At 70.6% G+C, this 25196-nt stretch carries 24 protein-coding genes; 18 read left to right on the forward strand and 6 right to left on the reverse strand.

The window, feature by feature from the left end:
* Positions 1 to 24: 24 nt before the first annotated feature.
* The 4 genes from secD to AB0H21_RS28680 all read left to right on the forward strand — a co-directional run bounded on the left by secD (position 25) and on the right by AB0H21_RS28680 (position 5918).
* Positions 25 to 1800 carry a protein translocase subunit SecD gene (gene secD / locus AB0H21_RS28665; RefSeq protein WP_358522494.1) on the forward strand — a complete coding sequence of 592 codons (1776 nt, stop codon included), beginning with the start codon at positions 25 to 27 and terminating at the stop codon, positions 1798 to 1800.
* Entirely contained in the window at positions 1800 to 2882 is a 1083-nt protein-coding gene (gene secF, locus AB0H21_RS28670; RefSeq protein WP_358522497.1) for a protein translocase subunit SecF, read from the forward strand. Before secD ends, secF begins: the two co-directional genes overlap by 1 nt.
* Before the next feature lie 91 nt (positions 2883 to 2973).
* Positions 2974 to 3492, forward strand: coding sequence for an adenine phosphoribosyltransferase (locus tag AB0H21_RS28675; RefSeq protein WP_358522499.1), 519 nt, complete (start codon positions 2974 to 2976; stop codon positions 3490 to 3492).
* Between the two features lie 236 nt (positions 3493 to 3728).
* Complete coding sequence (locus tag AB0H21_RS28680; protein WP_358522502.1) at positions 3729 to 5918, forward strand: bifunctional (p)ppGpp synthetase/guanosine-3',5'-bis(diphosphate) 3'-pyrophosphohydrolase; 2190 nt, start codon at positions 3729 to 3731, stop codon at positions 5916 to 5918.
* 187 nt (positions 5919 to 6105) lie between these two features.
* On the opposite strand, the gene AB0H21_RS28685 is transcribed toward AB0H21_RS28680, so the two are convergent.
* Positions 6106 to 7335 carry a DUF349 domain-containing protein gene (locus AB0H21_RS28685; RefSeq protein ID WP_358522504.1) on the reverse strand — a complete coding sequence of 410 codons (1230 nt, stop codon included), beginning with the start codon at positions 7333 to 7335 and terminating at the stop codon, positions 6106 to 6108.
* A 58-nt stretch (positions 7336 to 7393) separates the two neighbouring features.
* A complete protein-coding gene (locus tag AB0H21_RS28690; RefSeq protein WP_358522507.1) occupies positions 7394 to 8257 on the reverse strand; it encodes a peptidylprolyl isomerase in 864 nt (287 codons plus the stop codon).
* A 191-nt stretch (positions 8258 to 8448) separates the two neighbouring features.
* On the opposite strand from AB0H21_RS28690, the gene AB0H21_RS28695 reads away from it, so the two are divergent.
* Genes AB0H21_RS28695 through aspS form a run of 3 tightly spaced genes read left to right on the forward strand, consistent with a single transcriptional unit; the run spans position 8449 to position 12146 of the window.
* On the forward strand, positions 8449 to 9132 hold the full coding sequence (locus AB0H21_RS28695; RefSeq protein WP_358522510.1) for an MBL fold metallo-hydrolase: 684 nt from the start codon (positions 8449 to 8451) through the stop codon (positions 9130 to 9132).
* On the forward strand, positions 9133 to 10392 hold the full coding sequence (gene hisS, locus AB0H21_RS28700; protein WP_358522513.1) for a histidine--tRNA ligase: 1260 nt from the start codon (positions 9133 to 9135) through the stop codon (positions 10390 to 10392).
* Positions 10389 to 12146, forward strand: a complete 1758-nt coding sequence (gene aspS, locus AB0H21_RS28705; protein WP_358522516.1) for an aspartate--tRNA ligase — start codon at positions 10389 to 10391, stop codon at positions 12144 to 12146. The genes hisS and aspS overlap by 4 nt, the downstream gene beginning before the upstream one ends.
* A gap of 122 nt (positions 12147 to 12268) precedes the next feature.
* On the opposite strand, the gene AB0H21_RS28710 is transcribed toward aspS, so the two are convergent.
* The gene (locus AB0H21_RS28710; protein ID WP_358522518.1) at positions 12269 to 13189 is read right to left on the reverse strand and encodes a peptidylprolyl isomerase; all 921 of its coding nucleotides are present in this window, start codon (positions 13187 to 13189) and stop codon (positions 12269 to 12271) included.
* Between the two features lie 307 nt (positions 13190 to 13496).
* Between AB0H21_RS28710 and AB0H21_RS28715 the strand changes: the two genes are divergently transcribed.
* The 10 genes from AB0H21_RS28715 (at position 13497) to AB0H21_RS28760 (ending at position 23518) form a co-directional block, all read left to right on the forward strand.
* The gene (locus tag AB0H21_RS28715; RefSeq protein ID WP_358522520.1) at positions 13497 to 13958 is read left to right on the forward strand and encodes a DUF2231 domain-containing protein; all 462 of its coding nucleotides are present in this window, start codon (positions 13497 to 13499) and stop codon (positions 13956 to 13958) included.
* Positions 13959 to 14009: 51 nt separating this feature from the next.
* Positions 14010 to 14558, forward strand: a complete 549-nt coding sequence (locus AB0H21_RS28720; protein ID WP_358522523.1) for a hypothetical protein — start codon at positions 14010 to 14012, stop codon at positions 14556 to 14558.
* A gap of 9 nt (positions 14559 to 14567) precedes the next feature.
* Positions 14568 to 15884 (forward strand): replication-associated recombination protein A, encoded by a 1317-nt coding sequence (locus tag AB0H21_RS28725; protein ID WP_358522525.1) that lies wholly within the window; start codon positions 14568 to 14570, stop codon positions 15882 to 15884.
* Positions 15885 to 16045: 161 nt separating this feature from the next.
* Complete coding sequence (locus tag AB0H21_RS28730; RefSeq protein ID WP_358522527.1) at positions 16046 to 16435, forward strand: DUF948 domain-containing protein; 390 nt, start codon at positions 16046 to 16048, stop codon at positions 16433 to 16435.
* Positions 16432 to 16680: a hypothetical protein gene (locus tag AB0H21_RS28735; RefSeq protein ID WP_358522528.1), complete on the forward strand. Its 249-nt coding sequence runs from the start codon at positions 16432 to 16434 to the stop codon at positions 16678 to 16680. The genes AB0H21_RS28730 and AB0H21_RS28735 overlap by 4 nt, the downstream gene beginning before the upstream one ends.
* Position 16681: 1 nt before the next feature.
* Positions 16682 to 19354 carry an alanine--tRNA ligase gene (alaS, locus tag AB0H21_RS28740; protein ID WP_358522529.1) on the forward strand — a complete coding sequence of 891 codons (2673 nt, stop codon included), beginning with the start codon at positions 16682 to 16684 and terminating at the stop codon, positions 19352 to 19354.
* A 103-nt stretch (positions 19355 to 19457) separates the two neighbouring features.
* Complete coding sequence (gene ruvX / locus AB0H21_RS28745) at positions 19458 to 19955, forward strand: Holliday junction resolvase RuvX (protein WP_358522531.1); 498 nt, start codon at positions 19458 to 19460, stop codon at positions 19953 to 19955.
* Entirely contained in the window at positions 19952 to 21358 is a 1407-nt protein-coding gene (mltG, locus tag AB0H21_RS28750; RefSeq protein WP_358522532.1) for an endolytic transglycosylase MltG, read from the forward strand. The genes ruvX and mltG (AB0H21_RS28750) overlap by 4 nt, the downstream gene beginning before the upstream one ends.
* A gap of 157 nt (positions 21359 to 21515) precedes the next feature.
* Positions 21516 to 22682, forward strand: a complete 1167-nt coding sequence (gene mltG / locus AB0H21_RS28755; protein WP_358522534.1) for an endolytic transglycosylase MltG — start codon at positions 21516 to 21518, stop codon at positions 22680 to 22682.
* Positions 22682 to 23518 (forward strand): shikimate dehydrogenase, encoded by an 837-nt coding sequence (locus tag AB0H21_RS28760; protein WP_358522536.1) that lies wholly within the window; start codon positions 22682 to 22684, stop codon positions 23516 to 23518. The genes mltG (AB0H21_RS28755) and AB0H21_RS28760 overlap by 1 nt, the downstream gene beginning before the upstream one ends.
* Here AB0H21_RS28760 and AB0H21_RS28765 read toward each other — a convergent pair.
* Genes AB0H21_RS28765 through AB0H21_RS28775 form a run of 3 tightly spaced genes read right to left on the reverse strand, consistent with a single transcriptional unit; the run spans position 23493 to position 24161 of the window.
* Positions 23493 to 23639, reverse strand: coding sequence for a hypothetical protein (locus AB0H21_RS28765; protein ID WP_358522538.1), 147 nt, complete (start codon positions 23637 to 23639; stop codon positions 23493 to 23495). The two genes, AB0H21_RS28760 and AB0H21_RS28765, sit on opposite strands and share 26 nt — an antisense overlap.
* Complete coding sequence (locus AB0H21_RS28770) at positions 23636 to 23908, reverse strand: PIN domain-containing protein (protein WP_358522541.1); 273 nt, start codon at positions 23906 to 23908, stop codon at positions 23636 to 23638. Before AB0H21_RS28770 ends, AB0H21_RS28765 begins: the two co-directional genes overlap by 4 nt.
* A gap of 4 nt (positions 23909 to 23912) precedes the next feature.
* Positions 23913 to 24161, reverse strand: coding sequence for a type II toxin-antitoxin system Phd/YefM family antitoxin (locus tag AB0H21_RS28775; protein ID WP_358522543.1), 249 nt, complete (start codon positions 24159 to 24161; stop codon positions 23913 to 23915).
* Between the two features lie 375 nt (positions 24162 to 24536).
* Between AB0H21_RS28775 and infC the strand changes: the two genes are divergently transcribed.
* Positions 24537 to 25160, forward strand: a complete 624-nt coding sequence (gene infC / locus AB0H21_RS28780) for a translation initiation factor IF-3 (RefSeq protein WP_358522618.1) — start codon at positions 24537 to 24539, stop codon at positions 25158 to 25160.
* The last annotated feature ends 36 nt before the right edge of the window (positions 25161 to 25196 follow it).

Consider the following 25196-nt stretch of genomic DNA (forward strand, 5'->3'; position numbering starts at 1 on the left):
AGTAGCCAGAGTAAGCCGGGGCGCGTGCTCCTGGCGCTCCTGGCGCTCATCCTCGCCATGGGCGGGGTGATGCTCCTGCAGAAGGCACTCGTGCCGAAGTTCGGCCTCGACCTCGCCGGCGGCACCACGGTGACGCTGTCCCCGGTCACGCAGAGCGGTGCGACGCCTTCCCAGGAGAGCCTCGACCTGGCCGTCAACATCATCCGTGACCGGGTGAACGGCAGCGGCATCTCCGACGCAGAGGTCGCCAAGGCAGGCGACAACATCGTCATCTCCGTTCCCGGCGCCGGCCAGGAGGAGGTCGTCAAGCTGGTCGGCACCACGGCCGAGCTGCGCTTCCGTCAAGTCCTCGCGGTCGCGGCGGCCAACGCCACGCCGGGCAAGCTGCCGACCGCCCCGGCCACCCCGGCCCCGTCCGGCGGCGCGACCCCCGCCCCCTCGGGGTCGGCCGAGCCGAGCACGACCGCCAAGCCCACCGCCACGGCCAAGCCGGTCCCGAGCGGCACCCCGGCCGGCCGGGCGCTGTCCTCCGCGCTGACCAACCCGACCCCTGCGCCCTCCGTGTCCGCTACGGGCGACGCCAAGGGCGACGCCAAGAGCAAGGCCACCCCGGCGCCGAGCGGCTCGGCCGCGCCCAGCGGCTCCGCGGCGCCCACCGCCCCCGCGTCGGCGCCCCCCGCCCAGGAGGACCCGCTCGCCGGTGTCGACCTGAGCGGCGTCGACCCTGCGGTGGCCGAGCAGTTCAAGACCCTCGACTGCACCAAGAAGGACCGCGGTCAGGGCGTCCAGGACAACCCGGACAAGCAGCTCGCGGCCTGCAGCGACGACGGCGTCGCCAAGTACATCCTGGACAAGGCCGCCGTGAAGGGCACCGAGGTCGCGGGCGCGAACTCGGGTGTCGACCCCACCACGGGCGAGTGGATCGTCCAGGTCAACTTCAGGAGCAAGGGCGCCAGCGAGTTCGCGAAGATCACCGGTCAGATCACCAGCGCCCCGCAGCCGCGCAACCAGCTCGCCATGGTGCTCGACGGCGTGGTCATCTCCGCCCCCGTCATCGAGGAGCCGATCCCGGGCGGCCAGGCCCGCATCTCCGGCAGCTTCACCCAGAAGACCGCCACCGACCTGGCCAACCAGCTCAAGTACGGCGCCCTGCCGCTGAAGTTCGTGCAGAGCTCGATCGAGGAGGTCTCCTCCACGCTCGGCGCCGACCAGCTCCGGGGCGGCCTGCTCGCGGGCGCCATCGGCCTGGTGCTGGTCGTGATCTACTCCCTGCTGTACTACCGGGGCCTCGGCCTGGTGGCGGTGGCGAGCCTCGCGGTGGCGACGACCCTCACCTACGAGGCGGTGGTCATCCTCGGCCACAACGCCAACTTCCGGCTGTCGCTGCCGCACATCATCGGTCTGATCGTCTCCATCGGTATCACCGCCGACTCCTTCATCGTCTACTTCGAACGCATGCGTGACGAGATGAAGGAGGGCCGCCGCTCGCTGCGGGTGGCCGTCGAGGTCGCCTGGGTCCGCGCCCGGCGCACGATCCTGATCGCCGACGCGGTCATGTTCATCGCCGCCGTGGTCCTGTATTTCCTGGCGGTCGGCGGCGTCGCGGGCTTCGCCTTCGCGATGGGCCTCACCACGCTGATCGACATCGTCGTGGTGTTCCTGTTCACCAAGCCGTTCGTCGCGCTGCTGGCCAGGCTGTCGTTCTTCTCCAAGGGCCACAAGCTGTCCGGCCTCGACGCCGAGCGCATGGGCCGCGAGGCGCCCGCGGCCGCCCGCACGACCGTTTCGCAGGAGGGCTGATGTCGCGCATCGGTTCGATCGGCCGCCGCCTGTACCGCGGCGAGGTCGACATCGACTTCGTCGGGCGTTACAAGCTGTGGTCGCTGCTGTCCGGCCTGCTGCTGGTGATCTCCATCGCCGGTCTGGTCATCCAGGGCCTCAACCTGGGCATCGAGTTCAAGGGCGGCTCGGTCTTCAGCTTCGACAAGCCGGCCTCGTCCACGATCGAGACGGTCCGCTCCACGGTCGAGGGCGCCGGCGCCCACCAGGTCACCGTTCAGGAGGCCGGTGGCCGGTGGCGGGTGACCACCCAGAGCCTGAAGGCAGCCGAGGTCACCACGGTCCAGAACGCGGTCGCCAAGGAGTTCGGCATCGCGGGCAACCAGATCAGCAAGCAGATCATCGGCCCGACGTGGGGCGGCGAGGTGCTCAGGAAGGCCGTCATCGGCCTGATCGTCTTCATGATCGCGATCATCCTGTACCTCACGATGGCCTTCGAGTGGAAGATGGCGCTGGCCGCGGTGGTCGCGCTGCTCCACGACCTGGTCATCACCGCCGGCATCTACGCCTGGTCGGGGTTCGAGGTCACCCCGGCCACGATGCTGGGCTTCCTGACGATCCTCGGTTACTCGCTCTACGACGCCGTCGTGGTGTTCGACATGATCAAGGAGGTCACGGCCAAGCTCGGCACGACCTCCAAGATGACCTACACCCAGGCGGCGAACAACGCGCTCAACCACACGCTGATCCGCTCGCTGAACACCACGCTGGTCGCGATCCTGCCGGTGGCGGCCATCCTGTTCATCGGCACCACGCTGTTCGGCGCGGGCACCCTGAAGGACCTGTCGCTGGCGCTTTTCGTCGGCATGATCGTCGGCACGTACTCCTCGCTGTGCGTGGCGACGCCGCTGCTGGTCAACCTCAAGGAGCGCGAGCCGAAGTACATGGCCATCGCCAAGCGGCTCGCCTCCAACAAGGGCGGGTCCGCGCAGGACGCCCCGTCCGGCGCCAAGGGCAAGGAACCCGCCACGGCGGCCACGTCCACCGGCCCGGCGGCCTCGGCCAACGGCGCGGCGGCCGCGCCCAAGCGCAAGAAACGCTAGCCGCGCGTCACGTCCCGCGGCGCCCCCGTGATCCCTTCGCCGGTGTCACGGGGGCGCTTCGCTGCAGTCAGGAAGGAAGTCCCAAATCCCCATGAGCGACCTCACCGCGACGATCCTCGGCCACATTCGCGACGTGCCGGACTACCCCAGCCCCGGCATCGTGTTCAAGGACATCACGCCGCTGCTCGGCGACCGCACCGCGTTCGCCGCCGTGGTGGACGCCCTGGCCGATGAGTTGGACGTCGACAAGGTGGTGGGCATCGAGGCCCGCGGTTTCATCCTGGCCGCGCCCGTCGCCTACAAGGCGGGGGCGGGGTTCGTGCCCATCCGTAAAAAGGGAAAACTCCCTGCCGCGGTGCTCGAAGAGCCCTACGATCTGGAGTACGGCTCCGCCGTCATCGCGGTGCACAGCGACGCATTCGCCCCGGGCGACCGCGTCCTGATCGTCGATGACGTGCTCGCCACGGGCGGCACGGCCCGTGCGGCGGTGGAGCTGGTCGGCCGGGCAGGTGCCGAGGTCGTGGCCGTCTCGGTGCTGATGGAGCTCGCCTTCCTCAAGGGCCGTGACCGCCTGACCGGCGTCGACGTGCGCTCCTTGGTGGCCGTCTGATCTCAGGCGGGAAGGCGGGCGTCTCCGGCGCGGATACACTGGAGAATCTGGACTCGACGTGAGGAGTCTGAGTGCCCCGTGATGTGGCCCTGCCCGAGGTGACGGACACCTCGGCGCCCGTATCCGCGCCCGTGGACGAAACGGGTCCAGCCACGCCCGCGGGCACGGACGACAAGCCGGCGGCACCTGTCGTAAGGCGCAGGCTGTCCCGGTTCGGGGGGCAATGGGGTGGAGCGATGAATCCGGTTCTGGAACCGCTGTTCAAGACGGTCCGGGCCACCCATCCCAAGGCCGAGCTCCGCCTCATCGAGCGCGCCTACGACGTGGCCGCCTACCACCACCGCGACCAGAAGCGCAAAAGCGGCGATCCGTACATCACCCACCCGCTGGCCGTCGCCACCATCCTCGCCGAGCTCGGCACCGACGACGAGACGCTGTGCGCGGCCCTGCTCCACGACACCGTCGAGGACACCGCCTACGGCCTGGAGGAGCTGAGGGCCGACTTCGGCGAGAACATCGCGCTGCTGGTCGACGGCGTGACCAAGCTGGACAAGGTGAAGTTCGGCGACGCCGCGCAGGCCGAGACCGTCCGCAAGATGGTCGTGGCGATGTCCCGCGACATCCGGGTGCTGGTGATCAAGCTCGCCGACCGCCTGCACAACATGCGCACCCTGCGTTACCTGCCGAGGCACAAGCAGGAGCAGAAGGCCCGCGAGACGCTGGAGATCTTCGCGCCGCTGGCCCACCGCCTCGGCATGAACACGATCAAGTGGGAGCTGGAGGACCTCGCGTTCGGGATGCTCTATCCCAAGCGCTACGACGAGATCGCCCGCATGGTCTCCGAGCGGGCCCCGCGCCGCGACGTGTTCCTCCAGGAGGTCATCGAGAACGTCTCGGGCGACCTGCGCGAGGCCAAGATCAGGGCGACGGTCAAGGGCCGGCCCAAGCACTACTACTCGATCTACCAGAAGATGATCGCCCGCGAGGTCGCGTTCGACGACATCTACGACCTGGTGGGCATCCGCGTCCTCGTCGACACGGTCCGCGATTGTTACGCCGCGCTAGGAACGATCCACGCTCGGTGGAACCCGGTGCCCGGCCGGTTCAAGGACTACATCGCGATGCCCAAGTTCAACATGTACCAGTCGTTGCACACGACGGTCATCGGGCCCGAGGGCAAGCCCGTGGAGCTGCAGATCCGCACCCGCGCGATGCACCACCGCGCCGAGTACGGCGTCGCGGCCCACTGGAAGTACAAGGAGGAGATGGGCGCCGCGGGCCCGGCCGGTGCCCGGGTGAAGGCCGCGGGCGACATGGCCTGGCTGCGCCAGCTCCTCGACTGGCAGAAGGAGACCGCCGACCCGGGGGAGTTCCTGGAGTCGCTGCGGTTCGACCTGTCGGTGTCGGAGGTCTTCGTCTTCACCCCGCGCGGCCAGGTGATCGCGCTGCCCGAGGGCGCCACCCCGGTCGACTTCGCCTACGCCGTCCACACCGAGGTCGGTCACCGCTGCATCGGGGCGCGGGTGAACGGCCGCCTGGTGCCGCTGGAGTCACGGCTCAGCAACGGCGACACCGTCGAGATCTTCACCTCCAAGTCGCCCGACGCCGGGCCGTCCCGCGACTGGCTGAAGTTCGTCAAGAGCGGCCGGGCGCGCAACAAGATCCGCCAGTGGTTCTCCAAGGAGCGCCGCGAGACCGCGATCGAGGCGGGCAAGGAGGCGATCGGCAGGGCCATGCGCAAGCAGGGCCTGCCGCTGCAGCGCCTGATGTCCGGAGAAAGCCTCCTGGCGCTCGCGAGGGACCTTCGGTACTCAGATGTCTCGGCGCTGTACGCGGCCGTCGGAGAGGGCCACACGGCCGCGCAGGCGGTCGTCCAGAAGCTCGTGCAGGCCCTCGGTGGTGTGGAGGGCGCCGAGGAGGACATCGCCGAGGCCGCCGTCCCCACCAAGCTGCGCGGCCGGCCGCCCCGCAGCGGCACCAACGCGGGCGTCATCGTGGCGGGCGACTCCGACGTGTGGGTGCGCCTGTCGCGCTGCTGCACCCCGGTGCCCGGCGACGACATCGTCGGGTTCGTGACCCGCGGCCACGGCGTCTCGGTCCACCGCACCAACTGCCCGAACGTCGAGCAGTTGCGGGCCGAGCCCGACCGCCTGGTCGAGGTGAGCTGGTCGCCCGGGGACGACTCGGTGTTTCTGGTGGCCATCCAGGTCGAGGCGCTGGACCGGCCCCGCCTGCTGTCGGACGTCACGCGCACGTTGTCCGACCAGCATGTCAACATCCTGTCGGCGTCGGTGACGACCTCGCGCGACCGCACGGCCGTCAGCAAGTTCACCTTCGAGATGGGCGACCCCAAGCACCTGGGCCACGTGCTGAAGGCGGTCCGCAACGTCCAGGGCGTCTACGACGTCTACCGCGTCACCAACTGAGGCCCGAGGCCGGCGCGTCCGCCATGACGGTGTGATCGCGTACCCGGTGAGGCGTGCCGGACCGCGCGCCGCACCTCACCGTCGAGCCTTGAACGCCCGCGTACAGAGGTCGGATGTGCACGCGCCCCGGCCGGTCAGGTCGGCCGGGACGCCCGCTCATGCTCGGCGGACGGTCACAGGGGGCGGCTCAGGAGAACTCGGCGAGCGTGCGCTCGGCCTCCTCCAGCCACGAGCGGCGGGCGGCGATGGCCTCCTCCGCCTCCTTGACGTCCTTGTCCTTGCCCGCGGTCCTGGCCTTGCCCAGCCGGCTCTCAAGCTGCTCGATCGAGCGACGGAGCTGGTCGACCGTGTTCTGCGCGCGGGCCCTGGCCTCGGGGTTGGACCGCTTCCACTCGGCCTCCTCCGCCTTGCGGACGGCCTCGTCGATGCGGCGCAGCCCGCCCTCCAGCTTGTCCCGGGACTCGCGTGGCACCGGGCCGACGGCCTCCCACCGCTCCAGCACGCCCCGCAGGGCGCCCCGGGCGGCGCGGGCGTCGGTCACCGGCAGGATGCGCTCGGCCTCGGCCAGGATCTGCTCCTTGGCCTCGGCGTTCTCCCGCAGGGAGGCATCCCGCTCGGCGAACACCGCCGAACGGGCCTGGAAGAACTGGTCCTGGGCCGCCTTGAACCGCGTCCACAGGTCGTCCTCCGCCTCCCGCGAGGCGCGTCCGGCGGCCTTCCAGCGGCGCATCAGGTCCCGGTAGGCCGAGGCCGTATCGCCCCAGTCGGTCGAGGTCGCCAGTTCCTCGGCCTCGGAGACGATGCGCTCCTTGGTGCTGCGCACCGACTCGCGCTGCTCGTCCAGCCCGGCGAAGTAGGACTTGCGCCGTTTGGCGAAGGCCGTCCTGGCCGCCGAGAGCCGCTTCCACAGCGCCGCCTCGGTGACCCGGTCGATGCGCTCGGCCGTCTTCCACTCCTCGACGAGCTGGCGCAGCCGCTCGCCCCCCGACTTCCAGTGAGTGGTGTCCTCGGCGATGCGCTCGGCCTCGGCGACGATACGCTCCTTGACCTCCCGGGACTGCGCGCGCGCCTGGTCCCTGGCGGCCTTGACCTCCTCGCGGCGCTTGCCGACCAGGTCGGTGAGCGCCGCGAGACGGGCCTCCAGGGCCGCCAGGTCGCCGACGGCGTGGGCCCCGGAGATCGACTCGCGCAGCTTGACGATCGTCGCCTCGGCCTGCGCGGGCGGCAGGTCGGTGCCCCGCACCCGCTGCTCCAGCAGTTCAACCTGGGTGGCCAGTTCGTCGTACTTCCGATGGAAGTAGGCCAAGGCCTCTTCCGCCTCACCGGCCTGCCAGGACCCGACGGCCCGTTCTCCCTCAGCCGTACGAACGTAGACGGTGCCGTCGTCGTCTACCCGGCCCCACGGGTCGGTGCTCACCGTGTCCTCCCGCACTCGAATCAGCCTCCAGGAGGCTAAGCGTCCTTGGTGTATTACGTCAGCTCTTGCCAGAGATTGTCACGTGTTTGATTTCGACCGGGTCCTTGGGAGCACCCGTGCCGTCGCCCGTCCCCCCGGTCAGGACGCCCTTCTTACTCACATCGTCCAGGATTTTGAGCCCCTTTGTGACGGTACCGAACGGCGTGTAGTCCGGGGGAAGCTGGAGGTCCCCGAAGATGATGAAGAACTGGCTGCCGTTGGTCCCGCGACCGCTGTTGGCCATCGCCACCACGCCGCGCTTGTACTGGGCGCCCGTCAGGTTCTCGTCGGCGAACCGGTAGCCCGGCCCGCCCTGGCCGTCGGTGGGGTTCTTTCCGTCGGCCTTGGCCAGCGGGTCACCACACTGGATCATCGGGAAGGTCGCCTCGCCCATGCGGTGGCACTTGGACCCGTCGAAGTACTTCTGCTTCGCCAGGAACGCGAACGAGTTCGCCGTGCACGGCGCCTTGTCGGTGGCCAGGTCGATGACGATGTCGCCGTGGTTGGTCTGCAGCGTCATCGTCTTCACCTTGGTGTCGGCCTTCGCCGGCGGCATGCCGACGTTCTTGGCCGGGCCCCCGGTGGTGTCGGCGACGTAGTCGCACGTGCCGGTAGCCGCGTCGTAGGGCTTCGGAGCCGGGGGCGCCGAGGCGGACGCGGACGCCGCCGACGACGGTGTGGCCGTCGCGGCCTCGGTCTTGGAGTCGCCGCCACCGACCAGCGCGACGGCCGCGAAGATGCCGCCGACGACGACTAGCACGCCTAGCGTCGTGCCGATGATCGCCACGCGCTTCTGCCGCTGCTGCCGCTCGACGCGCCGCTGCATCTGCCGTTCGTGATGCTCTCGTGCCAGCTGCTTTTGACGGTCCTTGCCGGTCGCCACCGCTGTGCCCTCCCGACTGTCCGAGTTGATCCGTTTGGTCGCCTCACTGGACGACCGCCACCTTTATGGAGTGGGCGAATCGTATCGGCCCGCGGGCGATGGTTCGCAGCCCGGCGACCCGCACCGGTACCCTTCGGTTACATTCCCATCCGCTTTCCTTGACGAGATCGATCACATCGAGGTCCGTTCCCGTGCTCATCGACGGCTTTGCCGCAGGCTCCTTCCAGACGAACTGCTACGTCGCCGCTCCCGCCCCGGGAGACGAGTGCGTGATCGTCGACCCAGGTCAGGACGCCATGGCGGGGGTGGACGCCCTGCTGCGCGAGCACCGGCTCAAGCCGGTCGCGGTGCTGCTGACCCACGGGCACATCGACCACATGTGGTCGGTCGCGCCGGTCTGCGGGGCGCGCGACGTCCCGGCGTGGATCCACCCCGAGGACCGCCACCTCCTCGCCGATCCCGCCAAGGGCTTCCCTCTGGGGGCCGGGCAGGATCTGCTCGGCGGGCTGAAGTTCACCGAGCCCGACGACGTTCGCGAACTGGCCGACGGTTCGGTCCTGGAGATCGCGGGCATGGCCATCACCGTCGACCACGCGCCGGGCCATACCAGGGGGTCGGTGACGTTCAGGTTTCCGGAGGAGCGTGTCATGTTCTCGGGGGACCTGCTGTTCGCCGGCTCCATCGGCCGCAGCGATCTACCGGGCGGTGACTACCCGACCATCCTGCGCAGCCTGGGCCGTGTGTGCCTGACGCTGCCGGACGACACCGCGGTGCTGCCCGGTCACGGACCACAGACGACGATCGGCCGCGAACGCGCCGCCAACCCGTACCTCGCCGAGGCTGCGCCGTTCGCGGGTCCAACCAGGGGACTGTAAATGAGCTTTCAGGCGCCCAAGGGCGTACCAGAATACTTCCCGCCGCGCTCGGCGACCTTCCTCGCGGTGCGCGCGGCCTTCGCCGCCGCGGCCCAGAACGCCGGCTACTCCTACATCGAGGTGCCGGTCTTCGAGGACACCGAGCTGTTCGCCCGCGGTGTCGGCGAGTCGACCGATGTCGTTACCAAAGAGATGTACACCTTCGCCGACCGCGGCGGCCGGTCGGTCACGCTGCGGCCGGAGTTCACCGCGGGCGTGATGCGCTCGACGCTGGAGCACGGCCTGCACCACGGCCAGCTCCCCGTCAAGCTGTGGACCACCGGCCCGGCCTTCCGCTACGAGCGCCCGCAGGCCGGCCGCTACCGCCAGCTCCAGCAGTTCAACGTCGAGGCCATCGGCACCGAGGACCCGGCCGTGGACGCCGAGACCATCGCGGTGGCCTGGTCGGGCTACCAGGCCCTCGGGCTGACCCAGGTGCGGCTGCTGCTGAACACGCTCGGCTGCAAGCAGTGCCGCCCGGCCTACCGCGCAGCCCTGCAGGACTTCCTGCGCGGCCTGGACCTGGACGAGGCCACCCGCGCGCGCATCGAGATCAACCCGCTGCGGGTGCTGGACGACAAGCGCCCCGAGGTCAGGGCCCAGGTCGAGAACGCGCCCCTCATCACCGACCACCTGTGCGCCTCCTGCAAGGCCCACCACGACCGCGTCCGCGCGCTGCTGGAGGACCTCGGCGTGCCCTGGGAGGACGCCCCGCGGCTGGTGCGCGGCCTCGACTACTACACGCGCACGACCTACGAGTTCGACCACCCGCTGCTCGGCGCCCAGTCCGGCATCGGCGGCGGCGGCCGCTACGACGGCCTGTCCGAGGACATCGGCGGCCCTCCGCTGCCCGGCATCGGCTTCGCCGTCGGCGTCGACCGCATCATCCTCGCCGTGGAGGCCGAGAACCTCTCCCAGGAGGCCCCGGCCCGCGTCGCGGTGTACGGGGTGCCCCTCGGCGAGGAGGCCGCCAGGCGCATGTTCAGGCTCGTGAACGAGCTGCGCGCGGCGGGCGTGCCCGCCGACATGGCCTTCGACGGCAAGGGCCTCAAGGGGGCCATGAAGGGCGCCGACCGCTCGGGGGCCGCCTACGCCGTGATCCTCGGCGAGCGCGACATCGCCGCCGGGTCGGCCCAGGTCAAGAACCTGGCGAGCGGCGAACAGGACGCCGTACCACTCGCTGAGATCGTCACCACTCTTAAGGAGAGACTGACCCCATGATCCGCACCCACACCGCCGGGTCGCTGCGCAAGGAGCACGCCGGTCGGCAGGTGACGCTGGCCGGATGGGTGGCACGCCGCCGCGACCACGGTGGCGTGGTCTTCATCGATCTGCGCGACGCCTCGGGCACCGCCCAGGTGGTGTTCCGCGAGGAGGATCACGCGCACGACCTGCGCTCGGAGTACTGCGTCCGGATCACCGGCGAGGTGCGCACCCGTCCCGAGGGCAACGAGAACCCCGACCTGCCGACCGGCGACATCGAGGTCGTCGCCTCGGAGGTCGAGGTGCTGAGCGAGTCCGCGCCGCTGCCGTTCCCGATCGAGGGCGGCGCCGGCGTCTCGGAGGAAGCGCGGCTGAAGTACCGCTACCTCGACATCCGCCGCCAGCAGGTCGCCCACGCGCTCCGCGTCCGCTCGACGGCGACCTACCTCGCCCACGAGGTCATGCGCGAGCACGACTTCGTGTACGTCGAGACGCCCGACCTCACCCGATCGACCCCCGAGGGCGCCCGCGACTTCCTGGTGCCGGTCCGCCTCCAGCCGGGCGCCTGGTACGCCCTGCCGCAGTCGCCGCAGCTCTTCAAGCAGCTGCTCATGGTGGGCGGCCTGGAGCGCTACTACCAGCTCGCGCGCTGCTTCCGCGACGAGGACCTGCGCGCCGACCGCCAGCCGGAGTTCACCCAGATCGACGTCGAGATGTCGTTCGTCGACGAGGACGACGTGATCGCCCTCGGCGAGGCACTCACCAGCCGCATCTGGAAGGAGACGGTCGGCTACGACCTTCCCCTGCCGCTTCCCCGGCTGACCTACCGCGAGGCCATGGCGCGCTTCGGCTCCGACAAGCCGGACCTGCGGTTCGGCTGCGAGCTGGTCGAGATGACCGGCTACTTCGCCGAGACGCCCTTCCGGGTCTTCCAGGCGCCCTACGTCGGCGCGGTGGTCATGCCCGGCGGCGCCTCCCAGACCCGCAAGGAGCTCGACGCCTGGCAGGACTGGGCCAAGTCGCGCGGCGCCAGGGGCCTGGCGTACGTCCTGGTGGGCGAGGACGGCGAGCTCGGCGGCCCGGTCGCCAAGAACCTCACCGAGGCCGAGCGCGCGGGCCTGGCCGAGGCCGCGGGCGCCTCGCCGGGCGACGCGGTGTTCTTCGCCGCCGGGGTCCCCGCGGCCTCCCGTGACCTGCTGGGCGCCGCGCGGCTGGAGATCGGGCGGCGCTGTGGGCTCATCGACGAGTCGCTGTGGAGCTTCCTGTGGGTGGTCGACGCCCCGATGTTCGAGCCGGTGCTCGACGAGGTCGGCCGGCAGACCGGCTGGACGGCCGTGCACCACCCCTTCACGGGCCCCAAGCCCGAGTGGGCGGACAACTTCCAGGACAACCCGGGCGAGGCCCTGGCGTACGCCTACGACATGGTGTGCAACGGCATGGAGATCGGCGGCGGGTCGATCCGTATCCACCGCGCCGAGATGCAGCAGCGGGTCTTCGACGTGCTCGGCATCTCCAAGCAGGAGGCCGAGAGCAAGTTCGGCTTCCTGCTGGAGGCGTTCAACTACGGCCCCCCGCCGCACGGCGGCATCGCCTACGGCTGGGACCGCATCTGCATGCTGCTGGCGGGCGGCGAGTCGATCCGCGACGTCATCGCCTTCCCCAAGACGGCCTCCGGGTTCGACCCGCTGACCGGCGCCCCCACGCCGATCACGGCCGAGCAGCGCAAGGAGGCCGGGGTCGACGCCAAGCGTGCCCCGGCGCCGGGCGCCTGAGGGCCGCTCACGACGCCGTGAGAGCCGAGAAGGGGTGAGCCCCGGCGCCTGCCGCGCCGGGGCTCACCCCTTTCGCTCTGGTTTCGCTCTGTCCCGCCCGTCCCGTCGCCGGCGGTCGCGGTCTAGTGGGAGACCGTCAGGTTCTTGATGATCACCGGGAGCTTGGGGGCGTTGGAGCCCTCGCCGCGCACGTCCGCCATGACGTCGCCGTTGAAGGGGATGATGCCACCCTTGGCGATCTTGTCGACGACGTCCATGCCCTTGACGACCACGCCGAACGGCGTGAAGGCCGCGCCCTGGTCGCTGAGCTGGGTGTTCTCGTCCGAGAAGCTGATCCAGAACTGACTGCCGTTGGAGTTGGCGTCCTCGCTGGCCTGCGCCATCGCGACCGTGCCCCGGCCGAGCGACAGGCCGCCGAGGTTCTCGTCGCCGAAGAGGTAGCCCGGGCCGCCGGCGCCGTCGTCCTTGCTCTTGCCGTCGGCCTTGGCCAGCGGGTCGCCGCACTGCAGCATGCCGAGCCCGACGGTCTCGGGCGTTGCCAGGCGGTGGCACCGGGTGTTGTCGAAGAAGTTCTTCTTCGCCAGGAACTCGAAGGAGTTCACGGTGCACGGCGCCGCGTCGGTGGCCAGCTGGATGACGATCGTCCCCTGGTTGGTGTCGATCGTCATGGTCTTGGCCTTCATGTCGGGCTTCGAGGGCGGCGTGCCGACATTCTTGGCGGGCGCGTCCGTGTCGTCCTTGCGGTAGGAGCACGTGACGGCCGCCGGCGCCGTGGTCGGGAGCACGGCCGGAGCCGACACGGACGCGGAGGGGTCGGCTGAGGACGACGCCGACGCCGAGGAGGACGCGGAGGGGGCCGCGCCGGGCTTCTTGTCGTCGCCCCCCATGAGCGTGGTGGCCGCGACGACGCCGCCCGCGACGACCACGACGCCCACGACGGCGCCGATGATCGTGTTCCGCTTCGACGTGCCGTTCTTGGCCCGCTCTTCCTGTCGCTCGCGGTGCTCCCGTGCCAGCTGGGTCTGGCGATCCACGTCGGTCACGGTATGCCTTCCATTTGCCGATAGATGACTTGATGTGTTCGGGAATCGTACCGGCCTTTACGTTGGGGCCGGATAAAAAGTGCAGTTGGCACGGCTTCGAAGATCATTCTTGACCGACGGCCTCGACCAGTGTTGGTTGCGCCGGGGAATGTCGCCGTGACGACTTCTTACGAGATCTTGACGTCCCGTGGGGCATGATTGGACCCGCGTGGCGAGGGTTCCCGCGTGGGCCGGGAGCCGCCCGGAGAACCAAGGGAGCTCCCGGCGCGTATAAGGGACGACACGTCACCTCACATGGAGCCCAGACATGTTCGACGAGGTTCTCGGCCTGCCGGCCCACCCACTGATCATCCACACCGCCGTGATCTTCATCCCGCTGCTCGCGGTCGGCTCCGTGGTCTACGGTGTGGTCCCGCGCTGGCGCCCCGTACTCGGCTGGGTGGTGGTCGTGCTGGCCGTGGCCGCCCCCGTGACGGCCTTCGCCGCCCGTGAGAGCGGCGAGGCGTTCCAGGCGCGGCTCTTCTCCGGAGGGGCGCCCCAGGGGCCGCTCGCGCAGCGCCTCGAGGAACACGAGAGCTTCGCCCTGCCGCTGCTCCTGAGCTCCATCGGGCTCGGCGTCGTCTCGTTGCTGCTGGTGTACTCAGCCGCCAGGTTCGGCAAGACCACGACCACCGTTCTCGCGGTCGTCACCGTCCCGCTCGCCCTGGTCGCGGGCTTCTACGTCCTGCGCGCCGGCCACACGGGCGCCACGGCGGCCTGGGGCAGCTGACCGCCGGAACCTCGCCGCCCGCGGGGCGGTAGTAGGGGCATGAGATATGCGGTGACGCTTCTGGTGTGCGCGGCGGCCGCCGCCGCGTGCGCCTCCTCCTCGCTCTCGCCGGCCTCTCCGGGCGCCTCCCCGCATCCGGGCTCCGTGTCCGCGAGCACGTCCGCGAGCACGTCCCCCTCCGCCCCGGCCGCCGCGCCCGCCGGCTCGGCGACCCGGGAGGGATGCGGGGACACGCCGGTCCGGCAGGGGTCCCCGCCCGCCTGGGCCACCCTCAACGCGCCCGGCTCGCCGTTCGTGCTCGGCCGTGAGGGCAACGCGCTCGGCTACCTGTTCACCGAGCCGCTGCGGGCCGGGGAACCCCAGAACCCCGCAAACAAGATCCTCTGGTACGTCCGGGAGGGGCGCGGGTCGTACAGTATGCGCGTCCTGGCCCACCCGCGTGGCGAGACGCGTCCCGTCGTCGAGCTGAGCTTCCCCTCTGGCGCCGGGCCTGGGGAGATCTATCCCAGCATCACCGAAATGCCCGAGCCCGGCTGCTGGACCCTCGACCTGACGTGGGGCGCGAACCACGACACCGTGGACCTGCTCTATCGGCGGTAGTGTCAACGCGTGGAGAGTTTGTTCGACGCGGCGGCCGAGGAGGCGCACAAGGCCCAGGAGCCCCTGGCCGTGCGCATGCGGCCGAAGACGCTGGACGAGGTCATCGGCCAGCGCCACCTCCTCGGGTCGGGGACGCCCCTGCGCAGGCTCGTCGAGAGCGAGGCGCCCATGTCCCTGTTCCTCTGGGGCCCTCCCGGCACCGGCAAGACGACGCTCGCCTACGTCGTCGCCGGGGTCACCGCCCGCCGTTTCGTCGAGGTCTCGGCCGTCTCCGCCGGCGTCAAGGAGGTCCGCGCGGCCATCGACCAGGCCAGGACCGAGGTCGGCATGACCGGCCGCCAGACCGTCCTGTTCGTCGACGAGGTCCACCGCTTCAACAAGGCACAGCAGGACGCGCTGCTGCCCGCCGTCGAGAACCGCTGGGTGACGTTCATCGGCGCCACCACCGAGAACCCGTTCTTCTCGGTGATCTCCCCGCTGCTCTCGCGCTCCCTTCTGCTGACGCTGGAGTCGCTGTCGGAGGCCGACGTCCGCGCCGTCCTCGAACGCGCCGTGGCGGACGCGCGCGGGCTCGCCGGCCGGGTGCGCCTGGCTCCCGAGGCGATGGAGCATCTGGTCCGCCTGGCCGGGGGAGACGCGCGCCGCTCGCTCACCTACCTGGAGGCGGCGGCCCTGCTCGTGCCCGAGGGCGAGATCACCGTCGAGACCGTCGAGAAGGCCGTCGACAAGGCCGCCGTCCGCTACGACCGGCAGGGCGACCAGCACTACGACGTCGTCAGCGCGTTCATCAAGAGCATGCGCGGCTCCGACGCCGACGCCGCGCTGCACTACCTCGCCCGCATGATCGAGGCGGGGGAGGACCCGCGGTTCATCGCCCGCCGTGTCGTGATCTTCGCCTCCGAGGACGTCGGCATGGCCGACCCCACCTGCCTGCAGGTCGCCGTGGCGGCGGCACAGGCGGTGCAGATGATCGGCCTGCCCGAGGGGCGCATCAACCTCGCCCAGGCGGTGATCCACTGCGCGCTGGCGCCCAAGTCCAACGCCGTGGTCAAGGCCATCGGCGCCGCGTCCGAGGACGTCCGGCGCGGGCTGATCGGGCAGGTGCCCGGCCACCTGCGCGACGCGCACTATCCCGGGGCCGCCAAGCTCGGCCACGGCAAGGGCTACAAGTACCCCCACGACTTCGAGCACGGCCTGGTGCGGCAGGAGTACGCGCCGGAGGAGGTCCGCGAGCGCCGCTACTACGAGCCCACCCGGCACGGCGGAGAGCAGCACTTCGCCGACCGCTGGACCAAGATCAGAGAGTTCCTGCGCGGCGCCTCGTGACCCCGGGGTCAGGTTTTCCACAGGCGGAGCCGTCGTCCGCTCCGCCGTCCACAGGCGGGCGCGCTGGGCACGGGCGGGGCCCCCGGGCGCGATAGGGTCTCCCCATTCCATCGCCTAGCCGGGCCGCGCATCCGCAAGGCGCTACGAGGGGACGCACCGAGATGCTTACCGCGGGAGAGGTCGCCGGCCTCATCGTCGCCATGTTCTGGGCGATACTGGTCTGCTTTCTGGCAGTGGTGCTGGTCAGGCTGGCCCGGCTGCTCACCCAGACCACCAAGCTGATGGCCGATCTGAACGACCGGGTCGTCCCGCTGCTCGACGAGGTCAGCCTCACGGTCGCCGAGACCAACCGCCAGCTCGTCGCCGTCGAGGCCATCGCGGGCGACATGAAGCAGGTCAGCGGCAACATGGTCAAGGTCACCGGCGTCGCCTCCACGCTCTTCGCCAGGCCGGTCATCAAGATCTCGGCGCTGGCGCACGGCCTGCGCCGCGCGGTCGCCGCGCGCCGGGCCGGCTCCTCCCGCGCCTCGCTCGAAGGACGGCGCCGATGATCAGGCGGCTGTTCTGGCTGGCCCTCGGCGCGTACATCGGCATCTGGGCCATGCGTAAGCTGCAAGCATTGAAGCCCGACCACGTGGCGCGCCGCGCCGCCGACGGCGCCCTGGGCCTGCTGGCCGAGGCGCGCCTGTTCGCGCGGGACGTCCAGGGTCTCGCCGCGGACCGTGAGGCCGAGCTGCGGGCGCGCTTCGAACTCGACACCGTAAGAGAAACCAGACACGAAAAGGACGGCCGCTGAGATGGAGTCGGCAGAGATCGCCCGCCGCTTCCTGCGCTTCTTCGAGGAGCGCGGTCACACCGTCGTGCCCTCGGCCAGCCTTGTCGCGGAAGATCCCACGCTGCTGCTGGTCAACGCGGGCATGGTGCCCTTCAAGCCCTACTTCCTCGGGCAGAAGAAGCCCCCCTACCCCCGCGCGGCCAGCGCCCAGAAGGTCATGCGCACCCTCGACATCGACGAGGTCGGCAGGACCACCCGCCACGCCAGCTTCTTCCAGATGCTCGGCAACTTCTCCTTCGGTGACTACTTCAAGGAGCAGGCCCTCCCGTACGCGTGGGAGCTGCTGACCAAGCCCGAGTCCGAGGGCGGGTTCGGCTTCCCCGCCGACCGCCTGTGGGTCACGGTCTACCTCGACGACGACGAGGCGCAGTCGATCTGGCACGACGAGATCGGCGTTCCCGCCGAGCGCATCCAGCGCCGGGGCATGGCCGACAACTTCTGGTCCATGGGCGTTCCCGGGCCCTGCGGTCCCTGCTCGGAGATCTACTACGACCGCGGCCCCGAGTACGGGCGCGACGGCGGCCCCATCGCCGACGAGAACCGCTACCTCGAGGTGTGGAACAACGTCTTCATGCAGTTCGAGCGCGGCGCGGGCGGCGGCAAGGAGGGCTTCCCGATCCTCGGCGACCTGCCCGCCAAGAGCGTCGACACCGGCATGGGCCTGGAGCGCATGGCGGCGATCCTGCAGGGCGTCGACAACATCTACGAGATCGACACCACCTACAAGATCCTCGACCGGGCGGCCGAGCTCACCAAGTCCCGCTACGGCCGCAACGCCCGGGCCGACGTCTCGCTGCGCGTCGTCGCCGACCACCTGCGCGCCGGCGTCATGCTCGTGGGCGACGGCGTCCTGCCCTCCAACGAGGGCCGCGGGTACGTCCTGCGCCGCATGCTGCGCCGCGCGATCCGCAACCTGCGTCTGCTCGGCGCGGGCGAGGAACGCTACATGCACGAGCTCACCGCCACCACCATCGAGGTGATGGGCCAGCAGTACCCCGAGCTCAAGACCGACGCCGCGAACATCCACACGGTGATCGACGCCGAGGAGGGCTCCTTCCTCGGCACTCTGCGCACCGGCACCGCGATCTTCGACGCCGCCGTCGAGGAGACCAAGCGCAAGGGCGGCGCCATCCTCGCCGGCCCCCAGGCCTTCCAGCTACACGACACCTACGGCTTCCCCATCGACCTGACGCTGGAGATGGCCGCCGAGCAGGGGCTGAAGGTCGACGAAGAGGGCTTCCGCCGGCTCATGCAGGAACAGCGCGACCGCGCCAAGGCCGACTCCGCCGCCAAGAAGACCGGCAACGCCGACGTCTCGGTGCTCGGCGAGATGCTCGACCGGGCCGGCCGGGTCGACTTCCTCGGCTACGACCACATCACCGCCGAGGCCACCGTCGTCGGCATCCTGGTCGACGGCGCCTCCGTCCCGGCGGCGGGCGCGGGTGCCACCGTCGAGGTCGTCCTCGACCGCACCCCCTTCTACGCCGAGGGCGGCGGCCAGCTCGCCGACCAGGGTGTCATCCGCACCGCGGGCGCCTCGGTCGAGGTCGTCGACGTGCAGTCGCCGTTCGCGGGCCTGGTCGTCCACCGCGGCAAGGTGCGCGACGGCGAGATCCGGGCCGGAGACCACGCCCACGCCGAGATCGACATCGAGCGCCGCCGCGCGATCTCCCGCAGCCACACCGCGACCCACCTGGTCCACCGCGGCTTCCGCAACGCCCTCGGCGAGACCGCGGCCCAGGCCGGCTCCGAGAACTCGCCCGGCCGCTTCCGCTTCGACTTCACCGCCGCCGGCGCCGTCCCGCCCAGCGTGCTGCGCGACGTCGAGGACGAGGTCAACGCCGTCCTCATCAACGACCTGAAGGTCCACGCCTACCACACCTCGCTCACCGAGGCCCGGTCGATGGGCGCGCTGGCCCTGTTCGGCGAGAAGTACGGCGACGAGGTCCGCATCGTCGAGGTCGGCGAGTACTCCCGCGAGCTGTGCGGCGGCACCCACGTCGCCAGCTCCGGCCAGCTCGGCCTGATCAAGGTGCTCGGCGAGGCGTCGATCGGCGCGGGCGTGCGCCGGGTCGAGGCCCTGGTCGGCATCGACGCGTTCCGCTTCCTCGCCCGCGAGAGCGTCCTGGTGGCCCAGCTCAGCGAGCAGCTCAAGGCGCGCCGCGAAGAACTGCCCGAGCGCATCGAGGGCATCGTCACCCGCCTGCGCACCGCCGAGCGCGAGCTGGAGAAGGTCCGCTCGGCCCAGGTCCTCGCCGCCGCCGGCGAGCTCGCCGCCTCCGCCCGCGACATCAACGGGGTCGCCGTCGTGACGCACCGCGCGCCTGACGGAACCTCGCCCGATGACCTGCGTAAACTCGCTCTGGAAGTGCGCGGGCGTTTCCCCGGTGACCGCGCTGCGATGATCGTGGTCGCCGGTGTGCCCGCAGACCGGCCGGTCGTGGTCGCCGCTGTGAATGATGCGGGACGCACCCGGGGCCTTGCGGCCGGGCGACTGGTCGGCGTCGCCGCCAAGGCACTTGGGGGTGGCGGTGGCGGTAAAGATGACGTCGCGCAGGGCGGCGGAGCCCGTCCGGAGGCGATCGGCGAGGCACTCGACGCCGTCGAGCGCGCGATCCGGGAGACCCTGTCCTGACCCGGCTCCGTCCCCGCACCCGGCCCGGCCCGCATGCCCGGGTCCTCGCCACCGTCCGGGCCTCCGCGCGTCCACAGGTCTGTTCGCCGCCGGGCGGGGCGTCGTGAGGCGGGGGGTCCGGCTCGGCATCGACGTCGGGTCCGTCCGCGTGGGCGTCGCTCGCAGCGACCCCTCGGGGCTGCTCGCGACGCCGGTGGAGACGGTCCGGCGCGGCAGGGGCGATCTCGACCGGCTCGCGGCCCTCGCCGCCGAGCACGAGGCGATCGAGGTCGTCGTCGGCCTGCCGACCTCGCTGTCCGGCCGCGAGAGCCACGCCGCCGAGGCCGCGCGCGCGTTCGCCGTGCGCCTGGCAGCGCGGCTGGCCCCGACACCCGTGCGCCTGTACGACGAGCGGCTGACCACCGTCACCGCCCAGCAGGGGCTGCGCGCCAGCGGGGTCAAGGCCAAGAACCAGCGCGGCGTCGTCGACCAGGCGGCAGCCGTCGTGCTGCTGCAGGCCGCCCTGGACGCCGAGCGTGCGAGCGGCGCGCCGCCGGGCAGACCTGTCGAGCCACCGGGGCGGCGTCCCGGAGGAGAATCGAGCGCCGGGCCGGTCCAGTGACCCGCCCGCCCGGCCCGCCCGGCGAGCCCGAGCACCACGACCGTCCGTCCACGCCCTCCGGCGGGGAGCGGGAGGCCCGCGAGCGGCAGGGCCGGGTGGGGCCGGACAGCCCGGACGAGCCGCAAGGCCCCGACACCCACGAGGACGCCCGTCCGCGCGACCCGCACGAGGGTCCCGACGACCCCGCCGCGCCCGTGGACCGTTCCAGCGCTGCGGACGCGGGCCCCGGCGCCGGCGAAGAGGCGGCCGCCGAGAGCCCGGGAGATACGCTTCCGCCCGCCGCCGAGGAGACCGCCGACTCCGAGGGGCTCATCCGGTTCAGCGAGGATCGTGAGCCGGAGAGGGAGGACGAGCGGCGGCGTCGCGGGCGGCGGGCGCTGCTGGCCCTGGTCGGGGGCGGCAGCGCGGTGCTGGTCGCCGCCGGACTGGCCGGCGCGTTCGCCCTGTTCAGGCCGCTGATCTCCCCGGACGACTTCGACGGCCCCGGGACCGACCCCGTCGTCGTGGAGATCGCCCCCGGCGCGAGCGCCGGCGAGATCGCCGAGACGCTGGTCCGCGCGGAGGTCGTCGCGAGCGCCAGGGCGTTCGTGGGCGCGGTCGAGCGGCGCGGCGCGACGAACAACCTCAGGCCGGGCCGTTACCGGATGCGCAAGCGCATGGCGTCCGCCCTGGCCCTGGACACGCTGCTGTCGCCGAAGGCGAGGATCCACAGGCGCGTGACCGTCCCCGAGGGGCTGCGCGCGAACGAGACCGTCGCCCGCCTCGCCAAGGGGTCGGGCCTGCCCGTCGCCGAACTCGCCACGATCGTGGCCGCGCCCGCCCGGCTCGGCCTCCCGCCGTACGCCAACGGGGCGGCCGAGGGCTTCCTGTTCCCCGCCACCTACGAGATCGAGCCGACGACCCGGCCGCAGGACCTGCTGAGGGCCTCGGTGCGCAGGTTCAAGCGCGCCGCGACCCACCTCGACCTGGAGGCGGGGGCGGCGCGGCAGCGTCTCACGCCGCGCGACGTGGTGGTGATCGCCAGCATCGTGCAGGCCGAGGGCGGTCATGTGGCCGACTATCCGAAGATCGCGAGAGTCATCTACAATCGGCTGGCCTCCCGAGCCAAGCTGGAGATGGACAGCACCGTGATGTACGGCCTGGGCAAGCACGGCATCGTGGCCTCACATGCCGAGATCAAGCGTGACACCCCGTACAACACCTACATGCATCCAGGGCTGCCTCCGGGGCCGATCTGCAACCCGGGCGAGGCGGCGCTACGTGCGGCGCTGAGCCCGGCGCAGGGTGATTGGTACTGGTTTGTCACGGTTGACCCAGCACGTAGAATCACGAGATTCACTAGCAAAGAGAGTGAGTTCGTGAAATTCCGAGAAGAGCTGCACAAACGTCTCGGGCAGCACTGATGCCCCGCGGGATGGCCCCCACCTCCCGTACGCGTCCGGTGGTCTTCACCGTCGCGTCCCCGGGCGATGGAACGATGACTTGTCTTGTATGTCGTATCGATATGGGGCACACGCTTGACGGCGGGCAGGTCGTCCAGGGAGATTGGCGTGCGCACCTATGAGCGATCTCAACCTCGATAGTCTGCTGGGTGCCGGGGACGACGAGGGTCCCCGGCGCAGGTCTCGTGGTGGCTCCAGAGCCTCCCGCGCGCGCAGCAGGAGGCGCCAGCGCCGCCAACGCCGCAAGGGTTTCGCGGCGTTCTTCGTCGCGATGATCATCATCGTTGGCGTGCTCGGCGTCGGCGGGTACTACGGCTACACCTGGGTCCGTGACGTCGCCGTCGCTGACGACTTCACCGGACCCGGCAGCGGCGAGGTCGTGGTGGAGATCAAGGAGGGCCAGAGCGCCGGCGACGTGGCCCAGACCCTCGTCGACCGGGGCGTCGTCGCCAGCGAGCGGGCGTTCGTCAACGCCATCGACGCCGCGGGCAAGACCGCCTCCCTCCAGCCGGGCCAGTACAAGCTGCGCAAGGGCATGGCCGCCGCGAGCGCCGTCCCGCTTCTGGACCCCAAGCTCCGGATGCAGACCACCCTGACCATCAGGGAGGGCCTGCGCCTCTCGCAGATCCTGGAACAGCTCTCCACGGCCACGGGCAAGCCGGTGTCGGTCTTCCAGAAGGCCGCCAAGGACGCCCAGGCGCTCGAACTGCCGTCCTACGCCAAGGGCAGGCTCGAAGGCTTCGCCTTCCCCGCGACCTACGAGATCGCGCCCAAGGCCACCCCCGACGAGATCCTCGCGAGCATGGTGAGCCGCTTCAACGACGCCGCCAAGGACGCCGACCTGGTCGACTCCGCCAAGCGGGTGGGCCGCACGCCCCTGGAGATCATCACGATCGCCAGCATCGTGCAGGCCGAGTCCGGCAGCGTGCGCGACATGTCCAAGGTCGCGCGGGTCATCTACAACCGGCTGAACCGCGACCCGCAGATGAGGCTGCAGATGGACAGCACGGTCATGTACGGCCTCAACAAGTTCGGCATCGCCGCGACGCACGAGGAACTGAAGAGCAAGTCGCCGTACAACACCTACGCGCGCCTCGGCCTGCCCCCGGGCCCGATCGGCAACCCCGGCGACCACGCCATCCAGGCGGCGCTGAAGCCGGCCCCGGGCAACTGGCTGTTCTTCGTGACCACCGATCCCAAGCGGGGCATCACCAAGTTCACCGACTCGGAGTCGGAGTTCTTCAAGCTCGTCGAGGAGTTCAACAAGAACCACGGGGCGGGCTGATGGAACGCCGGGCCGCCGTCCTCGGCTCTCCCATCGCGCACTCCCTCTCGCCCGCCCTCCACCTCGGTGCGTACGCGGCGCTCGGCCTGAGCGGGTGGCGCTACGACGCGATCGAATGCGACGAGGCGGGCCTGCCGGGGCTGATGTCCGGCCTCGGCCCGGAATGGGCGGGCCTGTCGCTGACCATGCCGCTCAAGCGGGCGGTGCTGCCGCTGCTGGACACCGTGGCCGATCTCGCCGTCGAGGTCGGCGGGGTCAACACCGTGCTGTTCCGCGACGGCGCCCGGCACGGCGAGAACACCGACGTTCACGGCATCGTTCAGGCGCTCGCGGAATCGGGGGTGCGGGCGCCCAAGAGCGCGGCGATCCTCGGCGGCGGCGCCACGGCCGCAGCGGCGCTGGCGGCGCTGCGTGAGCTGCGCGTGTCCGAGGCTGCGCTCGTGGTGCGCGACCGCTCGCGGGCGCGCGAGACGCTGGAGGTCGCCGAGCGGCTGGGCACGAGCCTGGCCGTTCACACCTTCGGCGAGCTGGAAACGGTGCTGGACGCCGAACTCGTGATCTCGACGCTGCCGCCCGGCGCGGCCGACGCCCACGCCGAGGCCCTCGCGTCCGTCCCCGCCGTGTTCGACGTGGTCTACGCCCCCTGGCCGACGCCGCTGGCCCGCGCCGTGGACAAGGCCGGGGGCACGGTCGTCAGCGGGTTCTCGATGCTCCTGCACCAGGCCGTCCGCCAGGTCGAGCTCTACACGGGGCTGGGTCGAGGGGCGGTGCCCGTGGAGCCGGTACGCGCGGCCGGCCAGGCCGAGATCCTCAGACGAGCGGCTCGAACGGGTTGAGCACCCGCACCCCGGTGCGCTCGAAATCCTTGACGTTGCGCGTCACCATCGTCCATCCGTTGGACCGTGCGGTGGCGGCCGGCAGGCCGTCCACAAGCGGCAGGGGATCGGGGTGGTTCATGGCCCCCAGCCCTCGGCGATGTTGGGGGTAACAGGGACGATGCGGTCGACGAACTCATGTCGCAGCCGGGCGAGCCATGTCTCGTAGATGGCCGCCTGGACGGGATCACGCTCGCGTAGGCGCTCAACGCCCTGGCGGATTTCGCCCAGGACCATGACGCTGATGTAGAGGGTAGGTCCAGGGACCAGATCGAGCCACTCCCCGACGTGGGAGTTGGGGCGTCGCTTGGTGACCTCGCAGGCCACGTTCGTGTCGAGTAGGAATGCCATCGGCTCAGACCAGCTCTACCGGGACGATGGGCTCCTTCTCGCGGTGTATCTCCAGCAGGCTTAGATCCGGCGCGGATCTCAGGAACTCCTTGAAGTCGGGGGCGCCGTACTTCAGGCGCCGGTATTCGGCGATGTCGATGATGACGGCGACCTCCTCACCGTGCCGGGTGAGCACCTGCGGTCCCTCGTCGTGAACTCGCCGGAGTACCTCGCCGAGCTTCTGCTTCACTTCCTGCAACTGCCATTGGCCCATATGCGACCTCCATTGGTGCGTCCAGATCGACGTGATCGATGCTACCGGCCGGTCGCGCACCGTGTTCGTGAAATCGCTTCACGTGATGGCGTTAGGGGATGATTCTGCGGACGCTGGGTGTTGTGGTAATGTAGCTGCTTGATCGGTCCGGCGTGACTGCTGGACGCGCAAGCGGAGGTCTTCCTCCCACCTGATCGACCGCGAGGCCGATGGGTCCAAGGATCACACCGGAGACTTCCGGGGAGCTCGCGGCCGAGTGGCCGATGGGTTCTGGTGGCCCCGCATGCGCGACGTGCGGGGCTTTTCGCATTCCGGAGAGGCTCCCCGGCACGGTCGAGCAATCAGCGGACAAATGCCAGGTACCTAGGAGGTCCCATCAGCACTGAGCCCCGCATCAACGAGCGTATTCGTGTGCCCGAGGTCCGTCTCGTGGGGCCGAACGGCGAGCAGGTCGGCATCGTCTCGATCGGCGACGCCCTGAAGCTGGCCCAGGAGGCCGATCTCGACCTCGTCGAGGTCGCGGCCACGGCTCGCCCGCCCGTGTGCAAGCTCATGGACTACGGCAAGTTCAAGTACGAGTCCGCCATGAAGGCACGCGAGGCGCGCCGCAACCAGGCGCACACGATCATCAAGGAGATCAAGCTCCGGCCGAAGATCGATCCGCACGACTACGAGACCAAGAAGGGTCACGTCGTCCGGTTCCTCAAAGCGGGGGACAAGGTCAAGGTCACCATCATGTTCCGCGGACGCGAGCAGTCGCGCCCCGAACTGGGCTTCCGGCTCCTGCAGAGGCTGGCGGAGGACGTCACCGAGCTCGGTTTCGTCGAGTCGCAGCCCAAGCAGGACGGCCGAAACATGATCATGGTGATCGGGCCGCACAAGAAGAAGGCCGAAGCCAAGGCGGAGCGGGCCGCGGCCCGATCCAAGGGCGACGAGTCCGGCGACGCGGGCGAGAGCCTCGAGCAGGACATGGCGCAGGTGTCCGAGCCGCGCCAGTGACGCGACCCGCCTGACGATTCGGCGGGCGTGGGAAGA

Origin of the sequence: Sphaerisporangium sp. NPDC051011 (genome assembly GCF_040653595.1) — a bacterium.
GTDB lineage: Bacteria > Actinomycetota > Actinomycetes > Streptosporangiales > Streptosporangiaceae > Sphaerisporangium.